The organism is Kribbella capetownensis (assembly GCF_004331485.1).
Lineage (GTDB): Bacteria > Actinomycetota > Actinomycetes > Propionibacteriales > Kribbellaceae > Kribbella > Kribbella capetownensis.
Window position 1 is genome coordinate 172168 of record NZ_SJKD01000005.1, and the last position, 25204, is coordinate 197371.

The following is a 25204-nucleotide window of genomic DNA, read 5'->3' on the forward strand; positions in this document are numbered from 1 at the left end:
TGAGTTAACCGCCGGGTGCCCGCTCGCGACTCATCCATGCACGCGGCGGGCAACCGCGAGACGGGCCGCATACGCCTGGGCACAGCGGGCACCGGTCGGAGATGAAGACCACGGTTGCCGATCTGATCCTGCAGAGACTCCGCGACTGGGGAGTCGACCATGTCTTCGGGTACGCCGGTGACGGCATCAACGGGCTGTTGTCGGCCTGGGAACGCGCCGGTGACGAGCCCCGGTTCGTGCAGGCGCGGCACGAGGAGATGTCGGCGTTCGAGGCGGTCGGGTACGCGAAGTTCACCGGCCGTGTGGGCGTGTGTACGGCGACCAGCGGCCCGGGCGCGATCCACCTGCTCAACGGTCTGTACGACGCGAAGCTCGACCACGTTCCGGTCGTGGCGATCGTGGGACAGACCGCACGGTCGGCGATGGGCGGCAACTATCAGCAGGAAGTCGACCTGATGTCGCTGTTCAAGGACGTCGCCAACGAGTACTGCCAGCAGGTAATGGTCCCCGAGCAACTGCCGAACGTTCTGGATCGGGCGATCCGGATCGCGGTGTCGCGTCGTACCGTCACCGCGTTGGTGGTTCCCGCCGACGTCCAGGAACTGGAGTACGAGCCGCCGTCGCACGCGTTCAAGATGGTTCCGTCGAGCCTCGATCTGACCTGGTCCGCACCGGTGCCGCGCGAGGACGACCTGCGCCGGGCGGCGGACCTGCTGAACGCGGGGGAGAAGGTCGCGATGCTCGTCGGTCAGGGCGCGCGGGGTGCCCGGCAGGAGATCGACTCGGTCGCCGACCTGCTCGGTGCCGGCGTCGCGAAGGCTTTGCTCGGCAAGGATGTGCTGTCCGACGAACTGCCCTGGGTCACCGGGTCGATCGGCTTGCTCGGCACGCGGCCGTCGTACGAGTTGATGACCGGGTGCGACACGTTGCTGGTGGTGGGCTCCAACTTCCCGTACAGCCAGTTCCTGCCGGAGTACGGCGCGGCGCGTGCGGTGCAGATCGACGTCGATCCGACGATGGTCGGGCTGCGGTACCCCTTCGAGGTGAACCTGGTCGGCGATGCGGCTCAGACGCTGCGCAGGCTGATCCCGCTCCTCGGGTGCAAGGTCGACCGGTCCTGGCGCGAGGGCATCGAGAGCAAGGTCGAACGCTGGTGGCAGGTGATGGAGCGCCGCGCGCACACCTCGGCGGACCCGGTGAATCCGGAGCTGGTCTTCCATGAGCTGTCGCCCCGGCTGCCGAACGACGCGATCGTCGCGGCCGACTCGGGCTCGGCCGCGAACTGGTACGCGCGGCATCTGCGGTTCCGCGGTGACATGCGCGGATCGCTGTCCGGCACCCTCGCGACGATGGGACCCGGCGTGCCGTACGTGATCGGCGCCAAGTTCGGCCACCTCGGGCGGCCGTGTATCGCCCTGGTCGGCGACGGCGCGATGCAGATGAACGGCATCAACGAGCTGATCACGATCGCGAAGTACTGGCAGGACTGGGACGACCCCCGGCTGATCGTCGCGGTGCTGCACAACAACGACCTCAACCAGGTCACCTGGGAGCTCCGCGCGATGGGCGGCTCCCCGCAGTTCCTGCCGTCGCAGGAACTGCCGGACTTCCCGTACGCTGCGTATGCGCGGAGTCTCGGCCTGGCCGGCGTACTCGCGGCCAAGCCGGAGGAGGTCGCACCCGCGTGGGACGAGGCGCTGGCCGCGGACCGGCCCTGTGTGGTCGAGTTCGTCACGGATCCCGCCGTACCGCCGATCCCTCCGCATGCGACCTGGGACCAGCTGGAGAAGGCGCTGGAGTCGATCGTCCGCGGTGACGCCGACCGCGTCGACGTGATCAAGGAAGGTGTTAAGTCGAAGGTGCAGGAGTTCCTCCCGGGGACGAAGTCCTGATTGTCGGGGGCAACTTCGGGTACCGGCCGGGACGTCGGAAGGAGCGGATCATGCCCGCAGGATCGAACGCGAAGCGCGAACGGCAGTACGAGCACATCAAGGCCGGCCTCAAGAAGCGTGGCCGCAGCGAGGACACCGCGGAGGAGATCGCCGCGCGGACCGTGAACAAGGAACGCGCCCGCTCCGGCGAGGCCAAGGAGACGAGCCGCACGTCGACCCACGACATCTCGTCGGGCCGTCGCGGCGGACTCCGCTCGCACAGCGGCTCCAAGGGCCGGACCAAGGAACAGCTCTACAACGAGGCCAAGGACAAGAACATCAAGGGCCGCTCGAAGATGACCAAAGCCCAACTCGCGAAGGCCGTCGGCAGGTAGTCTGACCGCGTGGAAACGGTCGACGTCACACCGCTGAACGACGACGAACTCCAAGGCCTCGACGCCTACTGGCGCGCGGCCAACTACCTGTCCGTCGGACAGATCTACCTCCTCGCCAACCCCTTGCTTCGCGAGCAGCTGCGCCCGGAGCACATCAAGCCACGGCTGCTGGGCCACTGGGGTACGACGCCGGGCCTGAACCTCGTCTACGCCCACCTGAACCGGGTGATCCGCCGGCAGGACCGCCGCCTGATGTACGTCATCGGGCCCGGCCACGGCGGTCCCGCAATCGTGGCCAACACCTGGCTCGAGGGCAGCTGGACGGCGACGTACCCGAACACGACGCGAGATGAGCCCGGGATGGCGAGACTGTTCAAGCAGTTCTCGTTTCCTGGCGGCGTCCCGAGCCACGTCGCGGCCGATGTACCGGGATCGATCAACGAGGGCGGCGAGCTCGGCTACTCGCTGAGCCACGCGTACGGCGCCGCCGCCGACAATCCGGACCTGGTCGTCGCGTGTGTGGTCGGCGACGGTGAGGCCGAGACCGGACCGCTGGCGACCTCGTGGCACTCCAACAAGTTCCTCGACCCGGCGCGAGATGGCGCGGTGCTGCCGATCCTGCACCTGAACGGCTACAAGATTGCCAACCCGACCGTGCTGGCCCGGATCGGTGACGACGAGCTGACCTCGCTGTTGCGCGGCTACGGCCACGAGCCGTATCTCGTCGAGGGGTCCGATCCGGCCACGGTCCATCAGGCGCTGGCCGCCACTCTCGATCGGTGCATGAGCCGGATCGACGAGATCCAGCGCGAGGCGCGATCGTCCTCCGAGCCGCCACAGCGGGCCGTATGGCCGATGATCGTACTGCGGACGCCGAAGGGCTGGACGGGCCCGCGGACGGTCGACGGCCAGCCGGTGGAGGACACCTGGCGATCGCACCAGGTCCCGCTGTCCGGCGTACGGACGAACGAGGAGCACCTGCGGCAGCTGGAGTCGTGGCTGCGCAGCTACCGGCCTGAGGAGCTGTTCGACGAGCAGGGCCGCCCGGTCGACTCGCTGCTGGAGCTCGCGCCTGGTCCGGACCGGCGGATGGGGTCGTCGCCGCATGCCAACGGTGGCCTGCTGACCAGGGACCTGGAGCTGCCGTCGCCCGAGGACTACGCCGTACCGGTGAAGGTGCCTGGCGCTGAGGACGGTGAGCCGACGAAGGTGTTCGCGGCATACCTGCGCGATGCGTTTCGGCTGAACGCCGACTACAACAACCTGCGGCTGTTCGGGCCGGACGAGACCGAGTCGAACCGGCTGAACGCGGTGTACGCCGCGACCGGCAAGGCCTGGCTGGCGAACCGGCGCGACACCGACGAGCACCTCGCCGCGGACGGGCGGGTGTTCGAGATCCTCAGCGAGCACACCTGCCAGGGCTGGCTGGAGGGGTACCTGCTCACCGGCCGGCACGGGCTGTTCTCGTCGTACGAGGCGTTCGTTCACATCGTCGACTCGATGGTGAACCAGCACGCGAAGTGGCTGAAGACGATCAACCGGCTCGACTGGCGGCGGCCGGTCCCGTCGCTGAACTACCTGCTCACCTCGCATGTCTGGCGGCAGGACCACAACGGCTTCTCGCACCAGGACCCCGGGTTCATCGACCATGTGGTGAACAAGAAGGCGGAGGTCGTCCGGGTCTACCTCCCGCCGGACACGAACACGTTGCTGTCCACCATGGATCACTGCCTGCGCACCCGGAACTACATCAACGTCGTTGTCGCCGGCAAGCAACCGCAGCCGAACTGGCTGGACTGGGAGTCGGCCGCGCTGCACTGCGCGCGCGGGATCGGCGTGTGGGACTTCGCCAGCAACGACAACGGCGAACCGGACGTGGTGATGGCCTGTGCGGGCGACGTACCGACGCTGGAGACGCTCGCCGCGGTCAGCCTGCTGCGCGAGCACCTGCCGGAGCTGCGGATTCGGGTTGTGAACGTCGTCGACCTGATGCGGCTGCAGGACGCGAGCGAGCATCCGCACGGGCTGACCGATGCCGAGTTCGACGCGTTGTTCACCACCGACAAGCCGGTGATCTTTGCGTACCACGGCTATCCGTGGCTGATCCACCGGCTCACCTACCGACGGAACGGGCACGACAACCTGCACGTGCGCGGCTACATCGAGGAGGGTACGACGACCACGCCGTTCGACATGGTCGTGCTGAACAACCTGGACCGGTACCACCTGGCGATGGACGTGATCGACCGGGTGCCCGCGCTGGGGACGCACGCGGTGGCGACGCGGCAGCACTTCGCCGACCAGCGGACCCGGCACCACCTCCACGTCACGAAGTACGGCGAGGATCTGCCGCAGGTCAGTGAGTGGCGATGGATCTCCTGATCGTCAACGCGGGGTCGTCGAGCCTGAAACTGCGGGTGCTCTCTCCGGACGACGAGGTGCTGGACGAGCGGTCGGTCACCGACTGGAGCGGATCCGCCGACGCGCTGTCCGAGCTGCGGGCCGATGCGGTGGTGCACCGGGTCGTGCACGGTGGATCCCGGTTCGACGGTGCGGTGCTGGTGGACGACGATGTCGAGGCGGCGATCGAGGAATTGGTGCCGTTGGCACCTTTGCACCAGCCCCGGGCGCTCGAGCTGATCCGTGCGTCGCGTCGTGACGATCGTCCGGTGGTCGCGTGCTTCGACACGTCGTACCACCGGACCATCCCGGCGGCCGCGGCGACGTACGCGCTGCCGGGGGAGTGGCGGGACCGCTTCGGCCTGCGGAAGTTCGGCTTCCACGGGTTGTCGCACGAGTACGTCGCTCGCACCGTCGAGGCACCGCGGGTGGTGAGCTGCCATCTGGGCGCCGGCGCCTCGCTGTGCGCGATCGAGGACGGGGCGTCGGTGGACACCACGATGGGGTTCACGCCGGTCGACGGTCTGGTGATGGCGACGCGCTCCGGCTCGGTGGATCCCGGACTGCTGATGTGGTTGCAGACGGCCGGTGGGCTCATGGCCGACGATCTGGCCGACGCGCTCGAACACCGCTCGGGTCTGCTCGGCCTCACGGGAAAGACCGAGGACTTGCAGGAGATCCTCGCCGGGTTGGACGACGACACCTACCGGCTCGCGTACGACGTCTACCTCCACCGCCTGGCCGGCGAGATCACCCGGATGGCGGCGGCGCTCGGCGGGCTCGATGCACTCGTTTTCACCGGCGGCGTCGGTGAGCGCTCCGCCGCGGTCCGGGCCGCAACCTGCACCAGACTGACCTGGCTCGGCGTGACGATCGATCGCGCCGCCAACGAGGCCGGCGCATCGGTCATCACCACCTCGGCGTCGCCGGTCACGGCGTACGTCGTACCAGCTCGCGAGGATCTGACCATGGCAGCTCAGGCTCGCCGTCTGCTCACTCGAGCGCCTGGGCGATCCGGCTCCAGGTAGCCTCTGGCGCCTCTTCCGGAGCGAAGTGACCTGCGTCGGGGATCAGGCCCGTGGTCAACGCGGTGACTCCGGCGCGACGGAACCCCTCGGCGTAGTCGTCCAGCTCGCCGTACTCGTGATCACCCCGGAGGTACACCAGTGGCGTTTCGGTGGGCTTGGTCAGCTCCTGCGCGTCCTGGGGCAAGGTGCGGTACCAGTTGAAGCCAGCCGTCAGGGCGCTGTCGGCGCGGTAGGCGCGGGCGTAGGTGACGCGGGCGTCCGGGGTGATGGTGGAGCTGTCCGCGGTGAGGAGCTCGTAGAAGAAGTCGAAGTACGCCGCACGGTTGCCTGAGACAAGCAGTTCAGGCAGGTCGGGTGTCTGGTGGAACGCGAAGTGCCAGATCTGCGGATTGGCGACCACGCGGTCCCACGGATCGACCCCGGGCACGGCCACGTCCATCACCACGGCCACTCGTAGGTCGTCGTACGTACAGAGATAGGCGTACGCCGCCATGCCGCCGACGTCATGACCGACGAGCACCGGATGATCCAAGCCGAGTTCACCGATCAGCCCGTGGATCACCCGGGCGAGCGCGACCTTGGACCCGTCGGTGGCATCTCCCGTGGACTCGCCGATCCCGGGCAGATCGACGGCGATCGCATGTATCCCGTCCTCGGCAGCCAGCGGAAGGATGCGGCGCCAGGCCCAGGAACTCTGCGGCCAGCCGTGCAGGAACACCACCGGCGGATCCCCGGCGCGGCCGGCCTCGACCAGATGCAGTGTGGACCGGTCGACGCGGACGGTCCGATGACGGAAGTCTCGGGTGTTCATGGCAGCAACTCCCGGGCGGCGCGGAGATCGTTGACGAAGTGGGCGAAGTCGCCGCGGAATTCCTGGGAGCGCACGACAGCTGACGGGTGGACTGTTGCGACGGCCGCCTGGCCGTCGGGGAGTTGGACCTGTGTGCCGCGCTGTTCGGTGACTTTGAAACCGGGGCCGAGGAGGGCGCGCGCGGCGACGGCGCCCAGGATGACGACGAGGTCTGGTTTGACGATCTCCAGTTCGCGGTCCAACCAGGGGCGGCAGGCAACGATCTGACCGGCCGACGGGGTCTTGTGGATCCGGCGTTTGCCCTGACGTTCGAACCGGAAGTGCTTGACCGCGTTGGTCAAGAACACCTCGGAGCGCTCGATCCCCGCCTCTATCAGCGCCTTGTCCAGCAGCCGGCCGGCAGGCCCGACGAAGACGTGCCCTTCCTTGTCCTCCACGTCACCGGGTTGTTCGCCGATCAGCATCATCCGGGCGCGGACCCGTCCTTCGCCCGGCACGACCTGTTCGGCGTACTCGTGCAGGTCGCAGCCGCGACAGTCCGGGAGGGTCGCCGTGACCTTCCGCATCCCGCCGTCGTGCGGAACCCACTTGGCCGCGCCGATGAAGTCGTTCACGTCAGCCTCCCGTGAGCGCCCGGTACCCAGCTCCGGGCGAACGTAGACAGCGAGGCTCAGGTGCTGGTCGGTGCCAGCGCCTCCCGTACGACGACCAGCCCGAACAGCACCAGGGTCAGCGCGTGAACGACGGTGCACCACAGGCAGATCGCGTCGATCTGGAAGAGCTCGGCCCAGACGAGGTAGAAGACGAACAGCACCCCGACCACAACCGCGGCCAGACGCACCCGCCCGGGCCACGGAGACGAACTGCGCCAGGCAGCCGGCAGACACAGAACGGTCATCGCGACGAAGAAGCCGAGCCCGAGCAGCGCGACCGGGATGCCGAAGACAGTCGAGTACTCGCTCGACGTGACCTTCATGCAGTTGACCACACCGGTCTCCGGGCAGGCGAGCGTCGATCCGGCGGTGAAGTGCTCATAGGTCAGGTACGCCGCGACCGCGACGCCCGCGATCGACAGTCCCAAAGTGGTCCAGGGCAACCATCCCAGCGGTGCGACCTGCTCGGATTGCTGCTCCGTCCCCGCAGTCTTGCTCACGTCTCAGCTCTTCCCGAGCTTGCCGGCGGCCGCGGTGACCGCGGCACTCGTGCAGACGTTCGACGGCTGGTTGCCGGTGACGTGGCAGAGCGCGGCGGTGTACAGGTTGGAGGAGCCGACGATCGCCTTCGCGATCGGGCTGGACGGGTCCTTCAGCGCGTCCGCGACCTCGGCTTGGGTCTTCCCGGCCAGGATGTCCGGACTGTACGAGGCTCCCGAGGCGACGAACTTCCCGCCGAGATCGACGAACGGGATCGAGCCGCCTTCCTTCACGTACGGCGGCGCGTTGTAGGTGTCGAACGCCTTCTGGTCCTCCGCCGTCGGAGTGTCCAGCGGGGCGTACTGCCCGTTGACCTGCTGGTTCGTGGTCGTCTCGACACCGGTGAAGGCCAGGTACTGACTCGTGTACGTCGCTTCGTGGAACGACAGGGTCGGGGTGTTCGGGAACACGTCACTGGCCGACGAGTGCGTCGTACCGAGGTTGCTGAAACTCCCGAACCGCGACAGCGCGACCGTGACGGGCCAACGCTCGGCGGCGCAGAACGGGCAGTACTCGGCGCCGATGTAGAGCACCTTCGGCTTCCCGCCCGCGGTCAGCGCCGGGGCCGTGATCGCCGACGGACCGCCCTGCACGGCGTCGGTGCCGACCTCGGTGAACGTCGAGTCCGGGATGGACGTCAGCCCGGTCATGATCTGCGCGTCGGCGGCACCGGACGGCCCGGTCGCGGTGTTGTCCTTCCCGCCGCCGGCCAGCCGGATGATCACCAGACCGGCGACCACGATGACCACAACCGCCACCGCACCCGCCGCGAGCAGCAACCGCCGGCGCCGCTCCGCGCGCGCCTGGGCAGCCTGCTGAGCTGCGATCCTCTCCCGAGCCCGAGCCTTCTGCTCGACACGCCTTGCCATGACTCTCCTCGTCTCACCACCGGTAAACGCCCATTCACTCAACTGCCGACCACCCCCGGAAGTTCCGCGCCGTCCACCAGTTGAGCGCGACGGCTGTCGGAGCCTGCGGCCTATCATCGGTAGATGGAGTGGATCGTCGCCTTGATCGCCAGCTGCGGACTGGCCGGTGGGCTGGCGTACTTTCGCGCGCGGCGGGTGGCGCGGGCCGGGCGGGCACTCGAGGTCGAGCGGGTACGGCAACTCGCCGAGGACGACGTTACCCACTTCGGGGAACAGTTGACACGGTTCGGGACGACGCTCGACGGCGCCACGCTGGATGACGCGACGCACCACGACTATCAGACCGCGCTCGACGCGTATGAGAAGGCCAAGACCGCGGCGCCACGGATTGCTGCTCCGGAAGGGATCAGCGCGATCGTCGACACCTTGACCGACGGGCGCTACGCGCTGGCGTGTGTGCAGGCCAGGCTCGCCGGCCAGCCGGTGCCCGAGCGGCGGGTGCCGTGCTTCTTCGACCCGCGGCACGGACCGTCGACCGGCGATGTCCTGTGGACGCCCCCGGGGCGTGGCACGCGGAAGGTGCCGGCCTGCGCTCAGGACGCGGCGCGGATCGCGACCGGCGCGGAGCCGGAGGTCTACTACATCAAGTACGGCGAACTGAACGTCCCGTACTGGGAAGCCGGGGCGCCGGGGGAGTCGTACAAACTCGGCTTCTTCGGCGCGACCGGCGTACGGGCCCTGTCGATCGGGCTGCGGATGCAGAACAAGGGCATCGACGTCGGCCGGGGACGGCGCGACCCGACCATCGTCCGGCGGAGCGACGCCGACTGACCGACGCCGGCGTCGTCAGGAGCTCAGGCGGTCGTGGAGGAGGTTCAGTTGCGCCGGGTTGGCGGTGAACACGATCGCCTGCTGGTCGGCGTCATGCGCCTCGGACGGGCGTCCCGCCGCGCGAAGTAGTTCGGCGCGGGTGGCGTGGAACAGGGCGTACTTGCCGAGCGCGCCTTCCAGTTCCTCGAGCTCGGCCAGCGCGGGTTCCACGCCCTCGACGTACCGCACGGCGACCGAGCGATGCAGACGGGTGACCGCGTTCGGCTGCAGCCGAAGGAGCATGTTGTAGAGAACGAGGATCTGCTCCCAGTCGGTCTCGCCCCAGGTGGTCGCCTCACAGTGGCAGGCGGCGATGGCGGCCTGGAGCTGATACGGCCCGGGGGAGTGATGCCTGCGCGCGGTCCGCATCAGCAGGGCGGTCGCGCCGGCGATCGCGGCATGGTCCCACCGCGTCCGGTCCTGGTCCTGCAGCAGGACGATCTGACCATCGGCAGTGAACCGCGCGGCGACCCGAGCGCGGTGGAGCCGGATGAGCACGAGCAGTCCAGTCACTTCAGGCTCGTTCGGCAGGAGGCCTGCCAGTAGTGCGGTCAGCCACTCCGCGTCGTCGACGAGGTCACGCGAATGCGCCTGCTCGGCGGTGCTCGACAGATAGCCCTCGTTGAAGAGCAGGTAGATGACGGTCAGTACTTCGCTCAGCCGTTCGCCGAGCTCGTCGTCGCGGGGAATGCGGTACGGGATCCCGGCATGCGCGATCTTCCGCTTCGCGCGGGTGATGCGCTGCGCCACGGTGGTTTCCGGTACGACGAACGCAGCGGCGATCTGCGCCGTCGTCAGACCGCACACGACCCGGAGAGTGAGCGCTATCTGAGCCTCTCGGGCCAGCGCGGGGTGACAGCACGTGAAGATGAGCCGCAGCCTGTCGTCCGGCTCCGGCCGCACGGGCCACTGCAGCTGCGCCAGCTTGGTCCGGTAGTTCTCCTGCCGCCGCAGTACGTCGAGGCCGCGGCGCCGGGCCACGGTGAACAGCCACCCGTCGGGCCGGTCCGGGATGCCCTCCTCGGGCCACCGCCGCAGCGCGCTCTCGACAGCATCCTGGACGAGGTCCTCGGCGGCGGAGAAGTCGCCGAGCAGCGACATCAGCGACGCCGCCAGCCGGCCCGCGTGCTCACGCACCACCCGGGCCAGCTCGTCAGCGGTCGCGAGGTCGGTCATGACTCCACAGGACGGATCTCGATCACTGGGCAGGCCGGCCAGGTCTTCACCATCCGCAGGGCCTCGTCCAGGTCCGCGACGTCGATCTCGATCACGCCCGAGATCACTTCCTTGCCCTCGATGAACGGTCCGTCGGTCGTCACCGGCTCCGGCCCGTCCAGCCGGACCGTGGTCGCCGTCGCCGCACCCTGCAGCTTGCCGGTCCGCGCGCTGATCCGGTCCGCGTTGTCGATGAACCACTGGTTCACCCGCCCGTACGCCGCCTCCAGTTCGGCCGGGCTCATCGCCTCGACCTCCTTGGTGAACTCTTCGGTGTCGACGAACATGAGCACGTACTTCACTGCACCACCTCCTGGGATCAGTCTGGCCGGTCGCGGGTCAGCTCGCCGGGAGGTTGGCGTACAGGTCGATGCCGTTCCCGGACGGGTCGGTGACCGTGGCGTACCGCATGCCCCACGGCGCGTCGTACGGCTCCTGCAGTCCGTTGACCCCATCGGCGGTCAACTCGGCGTACGCCGCATCGACCTCGGGCGCCGTCTCGAACCCGAACGCCAGGAACGTGCGCCCCTGGCTCGGCGGCGTCCAGCGCGCGGTGGTCTTGGCGCGCAGCTCGTCGGTGTCGAGCATCAGGTGTACGCCGTTGGGCAGGTCGCAGCCGGCGTGGTCGTCGGGCATGTACTGGTCCCGGACGAAGTCGAGCCCGAGCCGCTTGTAGAACTCGATGGCCGCGCCCAGATCGGACACCGCGATGTCCAGGATGTTCACGGTCGGTTTCATGGTCGTCTCCCTGGTCGTGAGTGGGTTTCACTCAGGAGACGATCGGCGGAGGTTCGAATCCGACACCTGCGGCTCGGTTCAGTTGCGGCGGAAGACCAGGAGTTCGGTGCGGCCGCCGCTGAGCGGGACGAAGCGGCTGCCGACGAGGGCGACGTCGCGCTGGGCCATGAAGCCGGCCAGCCAGGCTCGTGGGGCGACCGAATAGATGGTCATCCGGTCCGGCTCGGTCAGCCAGACCTTGGTGGTCGAGTCGTCCAGGCAGTCGTCGGTGATGATGTCGAACGCGACCGTGCCGCCGGAGCGGACCACCCGGGCCATCTCGTCGAGGTAGCCGAGTGCGGTCGCGAACGGGATGTAGCCGAGCAGTTTGTGCGTGTGCACGAGGTCGACCGAGGCCGAAGGCGTTGATCCCAGCGTCTTCCCGTCCGCCGGGCGGAAGACGAGACTCGGCAGCTCCTGGTGAAGATAGGCGATCCAGTCCGGTGCGGTCTCGTAAACCTCGTACGAGCTCGGCCGGAGCGCCGACAGGATCCTGGCCGAGTAGCGGCCCGAGCCAGGCCCGATCTCGCAGACGCGGTCTGCGGTCGTGAGACCACTGAGCTCGAGCAGGGCGTCGATCGTCTCCGCTGTGGACCCGGGCTCGGCGCTGTAGTTGTCGAGGAAGTCACCGACCGACTGGCCGGCCTGGTTCGCCTGTTTGACGACGCGCTTGGCCGGCAGGAACGCACTGATCGCCGGATCGCCGCTATGGCCGCGGACCAGCTGGAAACCCGCGGGCCGAAGAGTCTTGTTGACCGCAGCATGAATGGTGTGACGGACAGACATGTATTTCCCCCCATGACGAGTAGCGAAGCCACCGCCCGGCCCATCATGCCTACGTCCCGGGCAGGAAACCAAGGAAGGTGGGCAACTATCACAGCCTGCGCTGTGACTGTCGCCCTGTGCCTCGCACTGCCTTGTTTTCAACGGAATCAGGCGTTTGCTGCGTAATCCGGAGGTCGCAGACAGTTGTGGATCGTGCGGCGACACGCCGTTTGTCACGACGCCGGAGGGTGACTGCTTCCTAGCATCGGAAGAGCCCGTGCCGTCGAGGCGAGGAGCTCAGTGGTGATCGATGAACCTGCCCCGGCCGGACGCGGTGCGGTCGCGCGGTTGCTGACCGAACTCGCCTACGACGTCTTCGACGAACCGGTGCCGGTCCCGACGGCGCGGTTCCGGCTCGGCTGCGCGCTGGACTCGGTTGCCTCCAGCACCGACCAGGCCGAGTTCGTCCGGAGCAGGTTGTGGCCGTGCCCGCCGAGGCTCGTCACCAGCGCATCGCATCGGGTGAGCTGGGTCGACAGCCAGGGCGTCACGAACGTCGCCCATTGTGGATCCCTCGGTCCGGCAGTCCCGATCGTTGCGCGGGAAGCAACGCTGGCGCTGTGGGCGAGGTTGCGTGCGGACGGTCGGCTCGCAGAGCGAGCCGATGCTGTCGACTCGGAACAGGCGGACCTGCTGGCTGGCGTCACCACGGACAAGGTGCCGGCCGAGATCCTGCGGACGGGCGTCGATGCCGCCGCGCGGGTTCTCACCCAGCACGCCTACCTCGCGGGTACGACGCCGTACGACGAACCGGTCGCGTTCGCGGAGGCGCTGCGCGACAGCGGGATCTTCAACACCGTGGCCGGGACCTGGCATTGGGGGCTGCAGGCATCGACGTACCGGCGCGGTCTGATCCCGGTGCAGTTGGTCTGCTTCGGTGGCCGCATGACCTACTCGGCCGACACGGTCGCGGCGCTGCGGGAGCTGAAGGAGACTCGCATCGAGGCAGCCCGCGCCTGCGACGACAGCGATCCGAGCGCGGCGCAGTACGCCGCCCTCGGATCCGGTGAGCAACCGCGATGCCTCGCGCACGCCCCGCATTCCGTCGATGGTCGGCGGGTGAGTCTGGTGACCCAGGTCGCCAACTCCTTCGTCGACGCGTTCACGCGCCTGTTCGCGGTGGTGACGGTTGACGTCGAAGACTCGGACGAGACCGGCGACGTGGACTGCCAGGGCGAGGTGTTCGAAGTACCGGACATGACGTGCCAGCACTGCATCCGGACCATCACCAAGGCCGTTGGCGAGTTCGGGGTTGCGCCGCCGCAGTTCGACCTCGAGACCAAGCGGGTGGTCGCGAGCTTCGGTTCGGCCGAGGTCCGGGCGCGGAGCTTCGCCGCGATTCGGGCCCGCGGCTACACCGTCGTACCAGTGCCTCGCTAGCCGACCTCGTTCAGGTTGTCCAGGGGCGGAGCTTGTTCGGGTTGCGGACCGCCCAGATGTGCTTGATGCGGTCGTCGGCGATGTCGAACGCGATCACGGTCTCGGTCACGCCCTCGCGCTGGACGACCAGCCCCGGCTGACCGTTGACGGTGCGCTCCAGCACGACGAGCCCGTACGCACGGTCGACCAGATCGGCGAAGTACTGCGCCACCAGCGCGCCGCCGTGGACCGGGTGCGGAGCGGCCGTGACCACGCCGCCGCCGTCGCCGATCGCGACCACGTCCGGGTCGAGCAGCGTGATCAGCGTCTGGATGTCCTTCGCCGCCCACGCTGCCTTGAAGTCACGCACGATCTCGGCCTGTTGCTTGGTGGGTGCCGGCGGCTTCTGCGCCGTACTGATCCGCCGGCGCGCCGATGAGGCCAGCTGGCGGCAGGCCGCCGGCGTCCGGCCGACGATCTCGGCCACCTCGGGGAACGGATAGCGGAAGACGTCGTGCAGGATGAACGCGACCCGCTCGGCCGGGGTCATCGCGTCCAGCACGACCAGGAACGCCATGTTGACGGACTCGTCCAGCGTGACGCGGTCCGCCGGGTCGCCATCAGGCTGGTCGCCGAGCCACTCGGCCTGGTCGGGCACCGGCTCCGGGACCCATTCGCCGACGTACCGCTCGCGCCGGGCGCGGGCCGACCGGAGCAGGTCGAGGCAGATCCGGCTGGCAACCTTGGTCAGCCAGGCACCCGGGTTGTCGATCGCGTCCTGCTCCTCGCGCGACATCACGTACCACCGGGCGTAGGTGTCCTGGACGACGTCTTCGGCGTCAGCCAGTGAGCCCAGCAGCCGGTAGGCGAGGTTGATCAGCTGCCGCCGCTCGCTCATGATCGCGCTGAGGCTCGGATCCGACCCGGTCATGATGCTCCCTTCGACGTCTGCTGCCTTCACAGTGTCCGACGAGGCAGGTCACCGAAGTGTGAGCTCACAGTTCGCCGGGCTGTCTCGTCGTAGCGATCATGACCACGCAGAACGCGGTAGACGAAGTAGACATCCGGCAACGGATCGACACGTTGGTCGCGTCGGTCCAGGCAGGTGATCTCGAGGGCCTCAAGACGATGTTCGCGCCGAATCTCGTCTCGTTCGACATCGAACCGCCGCTGCGGCACCTGGGCGCCGAGAAGAAGTGGCAGAACTGGGTGAACGTCTTCGCGGCGTACCAGCAGCCACCCAGCTACGAGGTGCGGGACCTGACCGTGCTGGTCAGCGGCGATCTGGCCGTCGTCTACAGCCTGAACCACATCAGCGGCACGTTGCGCACCGGCGCTCCGATCGACTACTGGGTCCGCTGGACGGCCTGTTTCCGCAAGCTCGACGGCGCCTGGCTGATCGTGCACGACCAGGTGTCGGTGCCGGTCGACTTCCCGACCGGCAAAGCCCTGCTGGACCTCGAACCCTGACCCCCGAACCACTGGAAGGACCCCGTTTCTGATGGAACCCGTGAAGGCCGCGATCATCTACTACAGCGCCACCGGCACTGTGCACACGCTCGCCCAGGCCGCGTTCGAAGGCGCGGAGAAGGCCGGCGCCGTGATCCGGTTCCGCAAGGTCAGAGAGAACGCGCCGCCGGAGGCGGTCGACTCCAGACCGGAGTGGCGCGAGCACCTGGACGCCACCGCCGACGTACCCGAGGCCGTGCTGGACGACATCGCCTGGGCCGACGTGGTGCTGTTCGGTACGCCGACCCGCTTCGGTACGCCGTCCGCCCAGCTCAAGGCGTTCATCGACAGCACCGGACCGCTGTGGGCCGCGAACCAACTGGCGGACAAGGTGTACTCCGTGTTCACCGCGAGTGGCACCAAGCACGGTGGGCAGGAGTCGACGATCCTCTCGCTGTCGAACGTCTTCTACCACTGGGGCGGGATCATCGTGCCGCCCGGCTACACCGACGAGATCCAGTACAAGACCGGCAACCCGTACGGCACGTCGCACGTCACCGGCGACGGTCCGGTCGACGACATCCACCTCGAGGCGGCGCGGTACCAGGCGCGCCGTGCCGTCGAGACGGCGGCGGCACTCAAGGCTGGTCGCGCGGCCTGATCCGGTCAGAGCGCGATCTGGGTCCCGGCGGTGCCTGCAATCACCTCAGTGGCGTCGTCGAGTGACCCGATGGCCGCCCGGCCCTTCGTCCCCTCCGCGAAGCGCCGGGCGGCCGCGACCGGTACGCCGCCACCGCCTCCGAGGATCACGGTGACACCGCTGCGCAGCAGGATCTCGGCGGCGTCGAGTTCGATCACGCGTCGCGGCACCGGCGACGGAACCACCCTGCGCCACTGCGCGCCGTCCGACCGGACCGACCATCCGTTGGTCAGGGCAAGCTTCCGCGCTCAGCGCTTGCTGGATCCAGTACCCGATCACGCCCTGCGTCTCGGCGACCAGATCGCTGAGTGGGTACGGCCGCGACAGTCCCGTGTCCGCCGTACTCTCCAACGCCAGCAGCCCGACCTGCGGGCCGTTGCCATGGACAATGATCACGGCGTGTTCGGCGGCGATCGCAGCCAGCGACGGCGCCGTCGCGGCCAGTCGCGCGATCTGGATGTCGGCATCGGGGCGTTCGCCCCGCCGCAGTAACGCGTTCCCCCGAGCGCGATGACGATCCGCATGGCTCAGCGTCCCACGCGAGCCATGCGGATCGTCGTACGCCGGGCTCCCGCGGGCCGTGTGGCGGGGGATTTGGGACCTTTGGCCCTGATCCGCACAGTCACCGAGGGCTGGAATAGAAGGGCGAGGGAGGCCGGCGAATGCGGTGCCCGGCCGATCCAGAACAGCCACCGCGGGCATTGCATCGCGAGTCCCGGCCTCCTTCCATTCGCACCAGACCGGAGCAGGAGTCGCAGGGGGAGGGCACCTGTTCCGCCGGGGTAGGAGCCGCAGGGTGGGGACGGCTTCTCTCCCGGGGGGCGAAAAGGGATCGCTCGGTGGGACGACTGAGACTCGGGGGAGTCGTCAGGGGTCGATTCCTGAATCGCTGGGGCTGCGTGGAGGAGCGTGTCCCCAGCACCGGGTGCCGTGCGGCCTGACCTCATCGGCCGCACGGCACCGGCCAATCGAACTCAGTTCAGAGGCGCGCGGAGTTCGAGGATGGTGCCGTGCGGCTGTCTCCTCTCGAGTCGCACGGCACCACCCAAGGCCTCGGCCCGTTCGCGCAGATTGCGCAGCCCGCTCTGCCGCTCTCCGGGGGTGAACCCGACGCCGTCGTCGCTGACCCGCGTCACGACCTCGCCTTCGGCCACCGTCACCTCGACCGACACCGCCGAGGCCCGTGCATGCCGCACGACGTTCGACAGCGACTCGCGGATCGCGGCCAGAATCTGTGGCCGGACAGGCGCCGGTACGGCGAGGTCGAGCGGTCCGGCGCACGTCAGCACCGGCCGGAAGCCGAGCGGACCGGCGTACTCCGCAACAAGCGCTTGAACGTCGGCCCGCAGCGACCGCCGGCGCGGCTGGTGATGGAGCTCGAAGATCGCGGCCCGCAGGTCGCGGATGGTCGCATCGATGTCCTCGACCGCCCGGGTGATCCGTTCCCGCCCCTCGGGCTGCACCATCGACTGCATGCCCTGCAACTGCAGTCCGGTGGCGAACAAACGTTGGATCACCAGATCGTGCAGATCCCGCGCGATCCGGTCGCGGTCCGACAGCACCGCGATCATCGACTGGTCGCGCTGAGCCTGCGCCCGGTCCAGGGCGAGGGTCGCCTGACTGGCGAACATCCGGACCAGGTCGGTCCCTTCACTGACCTCGAGTACGGCGCCCCGCTCGGCGGCCACCAGCAACAGTCCACCTGTCACATGCGTTCCGGCCGGCAGCGGTGCCAGCACGGTCCGTCCCAGTGATACGACCTCGGGGATCTCGTCGATCCGGCCGCTCTTCCTCGCGACGTCGACGATGTCGTCGATCTGCACCTGGCGATCGCCGCGCATCACGTCGTACAGGATCGGAAGGACGACCGGCCGGCCGACGTACGGGTGGAACTCGTCCGGACCGTCGACCGCCTCGATGATCAGTTCGTCATCGGCCGACAGCATCACCACACCGAGCCGGGAGCCGGAGACCTCGCGGGCTCGCCGGGCGATGAGCTGGAGCGCCTCCTGCGGCTCGAAGGCGCCGAGCATCAGCTGAGTGATCTCGGCCGTGACCTCGTACCAGCGGCGCCGCCGCTCGGTGTCGGCATGCCACCAGGCGTTGTCGATCACCACCCCGGCAGCGAGTGCACTCGTCTTCACGGCCCTCTCGTCGTCCGGGCCGAATGCGGACCCACTCAACGAGAGACTGCCCACGACTCCGTCCCGGCCGTGGATGGGTACGTCGATGGAGCGCGAGGCCGGCGATGCCTCGCCCAGGACGCTGCGGTGGACGATCCCGCTTCCGTCCGGGCCGAACACGTTCAGGACACCGTGGCCGGCCCCGGCCAGAGCGCACGCCGAAGCGAGGATCCGGTCCAACGCACCGTCATCCCAGGCCGTGCTCGGTTTTCCACCCACGGCCCCACCGTAAGGGCGGGACACCGCCTACACGAGGAGTCGGTGGCCGCGCAGTGATTCCACCCCGAGCCGGATCAGCTGGCGGCCGGGCTCGGCCGGCGCCAGGACGAGCGCCTCGTCCGGAGGTACGACGGACAGGTGCCCGACCGCTGTCACGGTCCATCCCACGTGCTGATCGGCATCCAGGTAGTCCGCTTCGAAGGCAACGACGTCGCCTCGCAACGCGGCCAGGATCCCCTCCTCGTCATCCGCGACGAAGACGATGGTGTCCTCGTCGACCCGGAAGCCCACCACTCGCACCGCCGGCAGGCCGCCGCGGGTGAACACGACGCGGCCCACCGGCACGGTCCGGAGCAGGCGCAGGCACTCACGGTCCTCGAGCAGATCGGGTCCGGCCGGGCCGCAGCGCCGTACGGTTCGCATCACGACCTCCGGGGGAGGTGCGGGTCTACTCTGAGCGAGAGGGCCGGGGCGGTGGGGGACGAGGTGCGATGGCGATCAAGGTGTTCCTGCTCGACGACCACGAGGTCGTCCGGCTCGGTCTGCGCCAGTTGCTGGAGACCGAGCCGGATATCGATGTGGTCGGGGAGGCAGCGACGGCGGCCCAGGCAACCGCGCGGATCCCGGCGCTGCGGCCGGACGTCGCCGTACTGGACGTCCGGCTTGCCGACGGCGACGGCGTCACCGTGTGCCGCGAGATCCGGTCGTCGATGGCGGATCCACCGGCCTGCCTGATGCTGACGTCGTTCTCCGACGACGAGGCGCTGTTCACCGCGATCATGGCCGGCGCGGCCGGCTACCTGCTCAAGCAGGTGAGTGGCACGGACCTCGTCGGAGCGGTACGGCGCCTGGCCGCGGGGGAGTCGCTGCTCGATCCCGCGATGACCAGGGCTGTGCTGGAACGGCTGCGGAACCCCGACGACGAGCAGGACGACCCGCGGTACCAGTCGCTGACCGATCAGGAGCGTCGCATCCTCGACGAGATCGCGGAAGGCAAGACCAACCGGCAGATCGCGCAGAGCATGCTGCTGGCCGAGAAGACCGTGAAGAACTACGTGTCCGGGCTGCTCCGCAAGCTCGGCATGGAGCGCCGGATCGAGGCCGCCGTGTACGCCGTCGAACGCGCCAAGCGACGCCCGAAGTCCTGACCACCCGGCGACTCCTGTCGCCGCCCCAGGGCCGCAGTCAGCTGTCATCGGACTCCCCTCCCAGCAGTGCTCCCATCGAAGCCGCCGCATTGCTCCGCGCGGCAGGGTCGGAAGGCCCGGGACTTCGGGACCGACGGTCCGGATTCGAGTGGCGATGTCCCGGCGCAGGCACCATTCTTTGCGCATGGGTGACGAGGGTGGGCGGCTGTACTTCCTCGACTGGTTGCGGGTGCTGGCCGTGTTCGGGGTGTTCGTGTTCCACACATTGCGGCCGTTCGACGACGCCGACTGGCATGTGAAGAACGCCCAGACGAGCGAGGGGATCTCGATCGCGATCGCATTCCTCGGGCTGTGGGGACTGGCGTTCTTCTTCATGCTGTCCGGGGCGGGTGCGTGGCTGGCCCTGCGCTGGCGGACCGCGGGCGGCTTCCTGCGCGAGCGCGTGCTGCGGCTGCTGGTGCCGTTCGTGGTCGCGTACGTGCTGCTGTCGCCACCGCAGTACTTCATCGAGGAGCACCACAAGGGCCGGTCCGACGCGTCGTTCTTCGGGGACGTGCAGACCTTCTTCAGTGACCTGAGTGGGCACGCGCCGTTGTGGCTGCGGGACACCTATCACCTCTGGTTCCTGATCTACCTGCTCCAGTTCGCAGTGCTCGGTCTGCCCGTGTTCCTCTGGTTGCGCGGGGCGCAGGGCCGGCGGATGGTCGACTGGATCGCGCGGCGGTGCGAGCGGCGCGGACGGATCCTGCTGCTGGCGGCGCCGTTGGTCCCGGTGCACTTGCTGCTGCTCGCCGCGCCGGGACCGGAGCACGGGTGGGGCGAGTTCGTGTTCTTCTTCGACTTCTTCGTGGTCGGGTGTCTGGTGATGTCGGACGACCGGCTGATGGCTGCCGTACGACGAGACGCGGTACCGGCGCTGGTGCTCGGTCTCGGCGCGTTCCTGCTCGGGGTGGCGACCGGGATCATCGACTTCCTCGACGGCTGGTGGGAGGACCCGGGCTATTCGTGGGTCTACCTCTGGTACTCGACGCTGATCACTTTCGCCGTGTGGGGCTGGCTGTCGGGCGTGCTCGCGTTGGGCATGCGCGCGCCCGCGTTCCAGCGGCCGCTGCCGACACCGCTCGCGCGGGCGGCGATGCCGTTCTTCATCGTGCACCAGCCGATCATTCTCGCGGTCGCGTACTACGTCGTCGGCTGGGACGCGAACCTGTGGATGAAGTACGCAGTACTGCTGCCGACTGCGTTTGTGGTGGCGGCCGTTCTCGCGTGGGTGCTGTCGGTCCTGCCTGGGGTGTCGGTGCTGTTCGGGGTGAAGCGTCAGGCCCAGGTGAGCATCGGCTCGACGGAGCGGAGGAAGACGCCCTGAGGCAACAGCCGGGCGGCGGTGTTGCGGAGCGGGACGGTCAGCCGGCCGTGCGCTTGGGCAAACCTGCCGAAGGCAGCTGACTGCCGCGCGATGGTCTGCGTACGGCGTCGGCGACGCTCGTCGTACCGGTGGAGTCCGTCGTCGGTGTCGAGGGCCGCGGCCAGCTCGACCGCGTCCTCCAGCGCAATGCCTCCGCCTTGGCCTAGGTCCGGCGTCATCGCGTGGGCCGCGTCGCCGACCAGAACGGCGCGACCGGCGACGTAGGTCGTCAGAGCCGGGAGCCGGTAGATGTCGTGGCGGAGAATCTCCGCACCGGTGAGGGTGTCGAGCATGGCTGGGATCGGGTTGTGCCATCGGCCGAAGCGACGCCGGAGTTCGGCCAGGTCGTCGTCGTACGTGAGGTCTGCTGGAGTGCGCGCGATCAGGTAGGCGTAGATCGCGCCGTCTGCGAGCCGGAACAGTCCGACGCGTTCGCCGCGCCCCCAGCTCTCGCTCACTTCAGCGTCGAGTTCCAGTGCCGGTGCGATCAGTCGCCAAGCGGTGTAACCGGCGTACACAGGAGGCTTGGCCGTCGGCCAGAGCGCGGCCCGGACCGTGCTGTGCAGTCCGTCGGCCCCCACGAGCAGCTCGGCATCACAGTCGAGATTGGTGACCTCGGTGTCGAGGCTGACCGACCCGTCGGGCACTGCCGCGCGGAGGATGTCGAGCAGCACCGGTCGCCGCAGCATCAACGTCTCGCCGTACACCGTCCGCATCCCCGACCGGAACAGCCAACGCCCCTGCGCATCCCGGAACCCGCCGTCTCCCTCGACCGCCCCGAGCGCGCGAGCCTGCTCACCAACCCCGAGCCGATCGAGCGCCCGTACGGCGTTGGGCCACAAGGAGATGCCCGCACCCACCTCGCGCAACTCGGGCGCTCGCTCGAGCACCCTGACCTCCCACCCACGCCGGCCAAGCGCGATCGCCGCCGACAATCCGGCAATCCCCGCACCGACAATCACCGCCCGCCGCGCACTCACGTGTCCCACCGTACGAGGTTGACCTCGGACCTGGGTCCAGGGTTCAGGATGGAGGCATGCGGACAGGAGAGCTGGCCGAACACGTCGGCGTGAGCGTCGAGACGCTGCGGTACTACGAACGCAGCGGGCTACTCCACGAGCCACCGCGGACGGCTGGCGGCTACCGTGACTACCCGACCTCGGCGGTGGAGCAGTTGAGGTTCGTGAAGCGCGCCCAGGAACTCGGCTTCAGCCTGGACCATGTCGAGGAGTTGCTGGACCTCGACGCCCGCGGTCCGGTCGGGTGTGACGCCACCTGTTGGAGGAGTGACGGTCAGACGCTGCGCAGGACCGAGACCACGATGCCGAGGACGACCGCGTTGTCGCCGTCGATGACCTCGTAGGCCGGGTTGCGCGGCTCGAGGTAGACGTGGCCGTTGCGGCGGCGATAGACCTTCACCGTCGCCTCCTCGTCGATCATCGCCGCGACGATCTGGCCCGAGTGCGCCTCGGACTGCTGCCGGACGACCACGATGTCGCCGTCGCAGATCGCGGCGTCGATCATCGACTCGCCGCGGACCCGCAGGCCGAACACGTTCCCACGGCCGGTCAGCCCGCGCGGCAACTGCAGTACGTCGTCCACATGCTCGACCGCCGCGATCGGCGTACCGGCCGCGATGTCACCGACGACGGGCACCGGCACCGAGTCCTCGCCCGACTGCCGCGACGGCGAGTCCTGCAGGAACATTCGTACGTCGATCGGCCGGGAGACCGACGGGCTGCGGCGCAGAAACCCCTTGTCCTCGAGAGCGGCCAGGTGCTTCGACACCGAGGAGGTGGAGCGCAGGCCGACCGCGTCACCGATCTGGCGGGTGCTGGGGGAGTACCCGTGCCGCATCACCCAGTCCCGGATCACCACCAGGATCCGCTGTTGCCGCTCCGGTAGCGCCGCCGTGTCCAGGTCCCCGAACAGATCAAGATCAGTCACCACGAGATCCTAGAGCGCCGCACGGCTCCGGCCGGCACCCGACCCGCCGCACCGAATTGGCAACATCCCCGGACCGGCTCCGACGTCCGGTCCGAGAGCGCGCAGCGGGCGCGCTCAAGGAGGTCGTCATGAACGCGATCGGTCGAGCACGCTGGTCGGTGACCGCGGTGTTCTTCGTCAACGGGTGCCTGGTGTCGAGCTATCTGGCCCGGATCCCGTCGATCAAGGTCGAGCACCAGCTCAGCGAGAGCCAGTTGGGCATCATCCTGACGCTGTTCGGCGCGGCCGCGCTGGTCTCGATGCAGTTCGTCGGGAGCCTGGTCGCACGTTCTGGCAGCCGGCGGCTGATCCAGGTCGGCCTGGCCGCGCTCCCGATCCTGCTGGCAGGCGTGGGTCTGGCCCGCAACCCGGTGCAGCTCGGCATCGCCGTCCTGCTCATGGGTCTCGTACATGGCGCGGTGGACGTCTCGATGAACGCGCACGCGGTCGCGGTCGAGCGCCTTCGCAAGAAGCCGATCCTGAACGGCTGTCATGCCGCATGGAGCGTGAGCGCCGTGCTCGCGTCTCTCGTCAGCGCTGCGGTGACCCGCGCCGGTGTCGGCATCGGTGCACAGTTTCTGGTGGTCGCCGCCGTGCTGCTGGTTGCCGGTCAAGTGGCGACCCGCAATCTCCTTCCGCCCGAGGCAGACCGATCGAATATGACGAACGGCGAGCAGCGGACCGGCTGGAAATCGGGATGGACTCGCCCGGTACTGATCTTCGGCGCGATGGGCTTCGTGGTGATGATCGGCGAGGCAGCCGTGATCAGCTGGAGTGGAGTGCTGCTGCACGAATCACGCGGTGCCGACCTGGCGACCGCAGGCCTCGCGTTCACGGCGTACACGGCATGCCAGACGGCAGGCCGCCTGATCGGTGACCGTCTGACCGAGCGGTACGGCGCGGCAGCCGTCTTCCGGGTTGCCGCTTCGGTGGCTGTGATCGGATTGGCCGTCGTGGTCGCCGTACCGGTGTGGTGGATGTCGATCGCCGGATTCGGACTGGTCGGTCTCGGTGGATCGGTCCTGCTACCGCTGATCTTCAGCGCGGTCGGTCGCGAAGGCGGGACGGCCGCCGCGACCGCTGTGTCCCGACTGACCACCTTCACGTACGCCGGAGTCCTCATCGGACCGGCCGTCGTGGGCTGGATCGCCGCCGCGGCCGGGCTGATCTGGACCTTCACGGGCCTGCTGCCGTTGCTGGCCGGCGTCGCCCTCAAGAGCCGCCTGCTGACGCGCAGGGCACCCGCTGGGCACGTTCACGCGACAAACTTGACGTCAGCCGCGATTGAACGGCGTACCTAGGATCCGGCGGGTGACCGGGCCGCCATCGAGGCGGTGCTCTCCTTCACCTGATCGACGGTCCGGGGCGTGCGTACGGCAGCCAGCAGAACGGTGCCTAGGGCAACGAGACCCAGAACCGCGCCGATCCAGGCAACGGAGGGGTAGCCGGCGTTGGCGTCGATGGCCAGGCCGCCGAGCCACGGTCCGATGGTGATGCCGACATTGAAGGCCGAGATGTTGAACGCCGCTGCCAGCGTGGGCGCGGACCCGGCCAGGCCGAAGACCCGGGTGTTGATCGCGGGGTTGTTCGCGAAACCAAACGCCCCGACGAGCACGATCGCCACGACCGCGAGCCACGGCGTACCGGTGCCGAGGGCAAGGACGATGGATGCCGCGATGCCGCCACCGATGCCGACGTGCAGGGTCGTGAAGGGTCGGGCATCCGCGGTCCGGCCGCCGATGGTGATGCCGGCCAGCGCGCCGACGCCGTACAGCGCCAGCACGACCGGAACCCAGCCTTCGGTGAGACCGGTGGACTCGGTGAGCAGGGGAGCGAGGTAACTGAAGATCACCAGGTACGCCGCGGTGGACACCGCCGTCGTGCCATAGGCGAGCCAGAGCTTGGGGTTGATCATCGCGCGCAGTTCGGCGCGAAGATCAGGCGTAGTGCTGGAGCGTCCACCCGGAACCGTCGCGACCACGCCGATCATGGCCAGCGCGGACAGGACGGCGACGGTCCAGAATGCGCCCCGCCAGCCGAGGTGCTGGCCGATGACGGTCCCTGCGGGCAGGCCGACGATCGTGGCGATGGTGAGCCCGCCGGCGACGATGCTCATCGCCTTGCCGCGGACCTCCGGTCCGACCAGGCCGATGGCTGTCACCGCCGCGACGGCCCAGAAACCGGCGTACACGAAGGCGCCGACGATGCGTGTGGCGACGAGCACGCCGTAGCCCGGCGCCAGCGCACCGACGACGTGGGTGAGCGCGAAGACAGCCAGAAAGGCCAGCAGCGCGGTACGCCGTGTCCAGCGCAAGGTGACGACGGCAAGGATCGGTGCGCCGACCAGCATGCCGACGGCGAACGCCGAGATCAGCAGGCCGGCGGCCGGGATGGATACGTTCAGGTCGCCGGCGATCTCAGGCAGGAGACCGGCGAGCATGAGTTCGGACGTGCCCTGGGCGAAGATCGCCAGGCCGAGCACGTAGACCGCGAGCGGCATG

28 protein-coding genes are annotated in these 25204 nt (G+C 68.7%); 13 read left to right on the plus strand and 15 right to left on the minus strand.

Annotated elements, in window-relative coordinates; genetic code table 11:
- The first annotated feature begins 101 nt into the window (after positions 1 to 101).
- Genes E0H75_RS22455 through E0H75_RS22470 form a run of 4 tightly spaced genes read left to right on the plus strand, consistent with a single transcriptional unit; the run spans position 102 to position 5694 of the window.
- Positions 102 to 1892, plus strand: coding sequence for a thiamine pyrophosphate-requiring protein (locus tag E0H75_RS22455; protein ID WP_131515608.1), 1791 nt, complete (start codon positions 102 to 104; stop codon positions 1890 to 1892).
- 50 nt (positions 1893 to 1942) lie between these two features.
- The gene (locus tag E0H75_RS22460) at positions 1943 to 2266 is read left to right on the plus strand and encodes a plasmid stabilization protein (protein ID WP_131515609.1); all 324 of its coding nucleotides are present in this window, start codon (positions 1943 to 1945) and stop codon (positions 2264 to 2266) included.
- 9 nt (positions 2267 to 2275) lie between these two features.
- Positions 2276 to 4648 carry a phosphoketolase family protein gene (locus E0H75_RS22465; RefSeq protein WP_131515610.1) on the plus strand — a complete coding sequence of 791 codons (2373 nt, stop codon included), beginning with the start codon at positions 2276 to 2278 and terminating at the stop codon, positions 4646 to 4648.
- Positions 4636 to 5694, plus strand: a complete 1059-nt coding sequence (locus E0H75_RS22470) for an acetate/propionate family kinase (RefSeq protein WP_131515611.1) — start codon at positions 4636 to 4638, stop codon at positions 5692 to 5694. Before E0H75_RS22465 ends, E0H75_RS22470 begins: the two co-directional genes overlap by 13 nt.
- On the opposite strand, the gene E0H75_RS22475 is transcribed toward E0H75_RS22470, so the two are convergent.
- The 4 genes from E0H75_RS22475 to E0H75_RS22490 are packed head-to-tail and all read right to left on the minus strand — an operon-like array spanning position 5660 to position 8567.
- The gene (locus E0H75_RS22475; RefSeq protein ID WP_131515612.1) at positions 5660 to 6505 is read right to left on the minus strand and encodes an alpha/beta fold hydrolase; all 846 of its coding nucleotides are present in this window, start codon (positions 6503 to 6505) and stop codon (positions 5660 to 5662) included. The two genes, E0H75_RS22470 and E0H75_RS22475, sit on opposite strands and share 35 nt — an antisense overlap.
- Positions 6502 to 7119 carry a UdgX family uracil-DNA binding protein gene (locus tag E0H75_RS22480; RefSeq protein WP_238163201.1) on the minus strand — a complete coding sequence of 206 codons (618 nt, stop codon included), beginning with the start codon at positions 7117 to 7119 and terminating at the stop codon, positions 6502 to 6504. Before E0H75_RS22480 ends, E0H75_RS22475 begins: the two co-directional genes overlap by 4 nt.
- Before the next feature lie 56 nt (positions 7120 to 7175).
- A complete protein-coding gene (locus tag E0H75_RS22485) occupies positions 7176 to 7658 on the minus strand; it encodes a vitamin K epoxide reductase family protein (protein ID WP_131515613.1) in 483 nt (160 codons plus the stop codon).
- A 3-nt stretch (positions 7659 to 7661) separates the two neighbouring features.
- Entirely contained in the window at positions 7662 to 8567 is a 906-nt protein-coding gene (locus tag E0H75_RS22490) for a DUF929 family protein (protein WP_165553960.1), read from the minus strand.
- 123 nt (positions 8568 to 8690) lie between these two features.
- On the opposite strand from E0H75_RS22490, the gene E0H75_RS22495 reads away from it, so the two are divergent.
- On the plus strand, positions 8691 to 9398 hold the full coding sequence (locus E0H75_RS22495) for a hypothetical protein (protein ID WP_131515615.1): 708 nt from the start codon (positions 8691 to 8693) through the stop codon (positions 9396 to 9398).
- Between the two features lie 15 nt (positions 9399 to 9413).
- Here E0H75_RS22495 and E0H75_RS22500 read toward each other — a convergent pair whose 3' ends face one another.
- The 4 genes from E0H75_RS22500 to E0H75_RS22515 form a co-directional block, all read right to left on the minus strand.
- Entirely contained in the window at positions 9414 to 10613 is a 1200-nt protein-coding gene (locus tag E0H75_RS22500; RefSeq protein ID WP_131515616.1) for an RNA polymerase sigma factor, read from the minus strand.
- Entirely contained in the window at positions 10610 to 10954 is a 345-nt protein-coding gene (locus E0H75_RS22505) for a YciI family protein (RefSeq protein WP_131357945.1), read from the minus strand. The genes E0H75_RS22500 and E0H75_RS22505 overlap by 4 nt, the downstream gene beginning before the upstream one ends.
- A 37-nt stretch (positions 10955 to 10991) precedes the next feature.
- Positions 10992 to 11390 carry a VOC family protein gene (locus E0H75_RS22510; protein WP_131515617.1) on the minus strand — a complete coding sequence of 133 codons (399 nt, stop codon included), beginning with the start codon at positions 11388 to 11390 and terminating at the stop codon, positions 10992 to 10994.
- Between the two features lie 78 nt (positions 11391 to 11468).
- Positions 11469 to 12215, minus strand: a complete 747-nt coding sequence (locus E0H75_RS22515; RefSeq protein WP_131515618.1) for a class I SAM-dependent methyltransferase — start codon at positions 12213 to 12215, stop codon at positions 11469 to 11471.
- 282 nt (positions 12216 to 12497) lie between these two features.
- On the opposite strand from E0H75_RS22515, the gene E0H75_RS43680 reads away from it, so the two are divergent.
- Positions 12498 to 13634: a heavy-metal-associated domain-containing protein gene (locus tag E0H75_RS43680; RefSeq protein WP_202873125.1), complete on the plus strand. Its 1137-nt coding sequence runs from the start codon at positions 12498 to 12500 to the stop codon at positions 13632 to 13634.
- A 10-nt stretch (positions 13635 to 13644) separates the two neighbouring features.
- Here E0H75_RS43680 and sigJ read toward each other — a convergent pair whose 3' ends face one another.
- Positions 13645 to 14544 carry an RNA polymerase sigma factor SigJ gene (gene sigJ / locus E0H75_RS22525; RefSeq protein WP_131515619.1) on the minus strand — a complete coding sequence of 300 codons (900 nt, stop codon included), beginning with the start codon at positions 14542 to 14544 and terminating at the stop codon, positions 13645 to 13647.
- A gap of 98 nt (positions 14545 to 14642) precedes the next feature.
- Between sigJ and E0H75_RS22530 the strand changes: the two genes are divergently transcribed.
- A complete protein-coding gene (locus tag E0H75_RS22530) occupies positions 14643 to 15083 on the plus strand; it encodes a YybH family protein (RefSeq protein WP_131515620.1) in 441 nt (146 codons plus the stop codon).
- Between the two features lie 31 nt (positions 15084 to 15114).
- Complete coding sequence (wrbA, locus tag E0H75_RS22535; protein WP_131515621.1) at positions 15115 to 15723, plus strand: NAD(P)H:quinone oxidoreductase; 609 nt, start codon at positions 15115 to 15117, stop codon at positions 15721 to 15723.
- Positions 15724 to 15728: 5 nt separating this feature from the next.
- Here wrbA and E0H75_RS44235 read toward each other — a convergent pair whose 3' ends face one another.
- A complete protein-coding gene (locus E0H75_RS44235; protein ID WP_238163202.1) occupies positions 15729 to 15932 on the minus strand; it encodes a hypothetical protein in 204 nt (67 codons plus the stop codon).
- A gap of 85 nt (positions 15933 to 16017) precedes the next feature.
- Between E0H75_RS44235 and E0H75_RS44240 the strand changes: the two genes are divergently transcribed.
- The gene (locus E0H75_RS44240) at positions 16018 to 16254 is read left to right on the plus strand and encodes a hypothetical protein (protein WP_238163203.1); all 237 of its coding nucleotides are present in this window, start codon (positions 16018 to 16020) and stop codon (positions 16252 to 16254) included.
- A gap of 482 nt (positions 16255 to 16736) precedes the next feature.
- On the opposite strand, the gene E0H75_RS22545 is transcribed toward E0H75_RS44240, so the two are convergent.
- Together E0H75_RS22545 and E0H75_RS22550 are read right to left on the minus strand one after the other, a co-directional pair.
- On the minus strand, positions 16737 to 18164 hold the full coding sequence (locus E0H75_RS22545; protein WP_131515622.1) for a GAF domain-containing sensor histidine kinase: 1428 nt from the start codon (positions 18162 to 18164) through the stop codon (positions 16737 to 16739).
- 27 nt (positions 18165 to 18191) lie between these two features.
- A complete protein-coding gene (locus E0H75_RS22550) occupies positions 18192 to 18587 on the minus strand; it encodes a pyridoxamine 5'-phosphate oxidase family protein (protein ID WP_131515623.1) in 396 nt (131 codons plus the stop codon).
- A gap of 68 nt (positions 18588 to 18655) precedes the next feature.
- Here E0H75_RS22550 and E0H75_RS22555 point away from each other — a divergent pair, with 68 nt between their 5' ends.
- Together E0H75_RS22555 and E0H75_RS22560 are read left to right on the plus strand one after the other, a co-directional pair.
- Positions 18656 to 19312, plus strand: coding sequence for a response regulator (locus E0H75_RS22555; RefSeq protein ID WP_131515624.1), 657 nt, complete (start codon positions 18656 to 18658; stop codon positions 19310 to 19312).
- Between the two features lie 184 nt (positions 19313 to 19496).
- Positions 19497 to 20678 carry an acyltransferase family protein gene (locus E0H75_RS22560; RefSeq protein ID WP_165553961.1) on the plus strand — a complete coding sequence of 394 codons (1182 nt, stop codon included), beginning with the start codon at positions 19497 to 19499 and terminating at the stop codon, positions 20676 to 20678.
- On the opposite strand, the gene E0H75_RS22565 is transcribed toward E0H75_RS22560, so the two are convergent.
- Entirely contained in the window at positions 20630 to 21697 is a 1068-nt protein-coding gene (locus tag E0H75_RS22565) for an FAD-dependent oxidoreductase (RefSeq protein ID WP_131515626.1), read from the minus strand. The genes E0H75_RS22560 and E0H75_RS22565 overlap by 49 nt on opposite strands.
- A 56-nt stretch (positions 21698 to 21753) precedes the next feature.
- Here E0H75_RS22565 and E0H75_RS22570 point away from each other — a divergent pair, with 56 nt between their 5' ends.
- Positions 21754 to 22080 (plus strand): MerR family transcriptional regulator, encoded by a 327-nt coding sequence (locus tag E0H75_RS22570; RefSeq protein WP_131515627.1) that lies wholly within the window; start codon positions 21754 to 21756, stop codon positions 22078 to 22080.
- On the opposite strand, the gene lexA is transcribed toward E0H75_RS22570, so the two are convergent.
- Entirely contained in the window at positions 22011 to 22664 is a 654-nt protein-coding gene (gene lexA, locus E0H75_RS22575; protein ID WP_238163204.1) for a transcriptional repressor LexA, read from the minus strand. The genes E0H75_RS22570 and lexA overlap by 70 nt on opposite strands.
- 128 nt (positions 22665 to 22792) lie before the next feature.
- On the opposite strand from lexA, the gene E0H75_RS22580 reads away from it, so the two are divergent.
- Positions 22793 to 24004, plus strand: a complete 1212-nt coding sequence (locus E0H75_RS22580) for an MFS transporter (RefSeq protein ID WP_131515629.1) — start codon at positions 22793 to 22795, stop codon at positions 24002 to 24004.
- On the opposite strand, the gene E0H75_RS22585 is transcribed toward E0H75_RS22580, so the two are convergent.
- Positions 24001 to 25203: a Cmx/CmrA family chloramphenicol efflux MFS transporter gene (locus tag E0H75_RS22585; RefSeq protein WP_131515630.1), complete on the minus strand. Its 1203-nt coding sequence runs from the start codon at positions 25201 to 25203 to the stop codon at positions 24001 to 24003. The genes E0H75_RS22580 and E0H75_RS22585 overlap by 4 nt on opposite strands.
- Position 25204 lies beyond the last annotated feature (1 nt).

What these genes read in the sequence shown, in the direction of transcription:
- E0H75_RS22455 (WP_131515608.1), top strand. Translation starts at nt 102, where the DNA reads ATGAAGACCACGGTTGCCGATCTGATCCTGCAGAGACTCCGCGACTGG.
- E0H75_RS22460 (WP_131515609.1), top strand. Translation starts at nt 1,943, where the DNA reads ATGCCCGCAGGATCGAACGCGAAGCGCGAACGGCAGTACGAGCACATC.
- E0H75_RS22470 (WP_131515611.1), top strand. Translation starts at nt 4,636, where the DNA reads ATGGATCTCCTGATCGTCAACGCGGGGTCGTCGAGCCTGAAACTGCGG.
- E0H75_RS22475 (WP_131515612.1), bottom strand. Translation starts at nt 6,505, where the DNA reads ATGAACACCCGAGACTTCCGTCATCGGACCGTCCGCGTCGACCGGTCC.
- E0H75_RS22490 (WP_165553960.1), bottom strand. Translation starts at nt 8,567, where the DNA reads ATGGCAAGGCGTGTCGAGCAGAAGGCTCGGGCTCGGGAGAGGATCGCA.
- E0H75_RS22495 (WP_131515615.1), top strand. Translation starts at nt 8,691, where the DNA reads ATGGAGTGGATCGTCGCCTTGATCGCCAGCTGCGGACTGGCCGGTGGG.
- E0H75_RS22500 (WP_131515616.1), bottom strand. Translation starts at nt 10,613, where the DNA reads ATGACCGACCTCGCGACCGCTGACGAGCTGGCCCGGGTGGTGCGTGAG.
- E0H75_RS22510 (WP_131515617.1), bottom strand. Translation starts at nt 11,390, where the DNA reads ATGAAACCGACCGTGAACATCCTGGACATCGCGGTGTCCGATCTGGGC.
- E0H75_RS22515 (WP_131515618.1), bottom strand. Translation starts at nt 12,215, where the DNA reads ATGTCTGTCCGTCACACCATTCATGCTGCGGTCAACAAGACTCTTCGG.
- sigJ (WP_131515619.1), bottom strand. Translation starts at nt 14,544, where the DNA reads ATGACCGGGTCGGATCCGAGCCTCAGCGCGATCATGAGCGAGCGGCGG.
- E0H75_RS22530 (WP_131515620.1), top strand. Translation starts at nt 14,643, where the DNA reads ATGACCACGCAGAACGCGGTAGACGAAGTAGACATCCGGCAACGGATC.
- wrbA (WP_131515621.1), top strand. Translation starts at nt 15,115, where the DNA reads ATGGAACCCGTGAAGGCCGCGATCATCTACTACAGCGCCACCGGCACT.
- E0H75_RS22550 (WP_131515623.1), bottom strand. Translation starts at nt 18,587, where the DNA reads ATGCGAACCGTACGGCGCTGCGGCCCGGCCGGACCCGATCTGCTCGAG.
- E0H75_RS22555 (WP_131515624.1), top strand. Translation starts at nt 18,656, where the DNA reads ATGGCGATCAAGGTGTTCCTGCTCGACGACCACGAGGTCGTCCGGCTC.
- E0H75_RS22560 (WP_165553961.1), top strand. Translation starts at nt 19,497, where the DNA reads ATGGGTGACGAGGGTGGGCGGCTGTACTTCCTCGACTGGTTGCGGGTG.
- E0H75_RS22570 (WP_131515627.1), top strand. Translation starts at nt 21,754, where the DNA reads ATGCGGACAGGAGAGCTGGCCGAACACGTCGGCGTGAGCGTCGAGACG.
- E0H75_RS22580 (WP_131515629.1), top strand. Translation starts at nt 22,793, where the DNA reads ATGAACGCGATCGGTCGAGCACGCTGGTCGGTGACCGCGGTGTTCTTC.
- E0H75_RS22585 (WP_131515630.1), bottom strand. Translation starts at nt 25,203, where the DNA reads ATGCCGCTCGCGGTCTACGTGCTCGGCCTGGCGATCTTCGCCCAGGGC.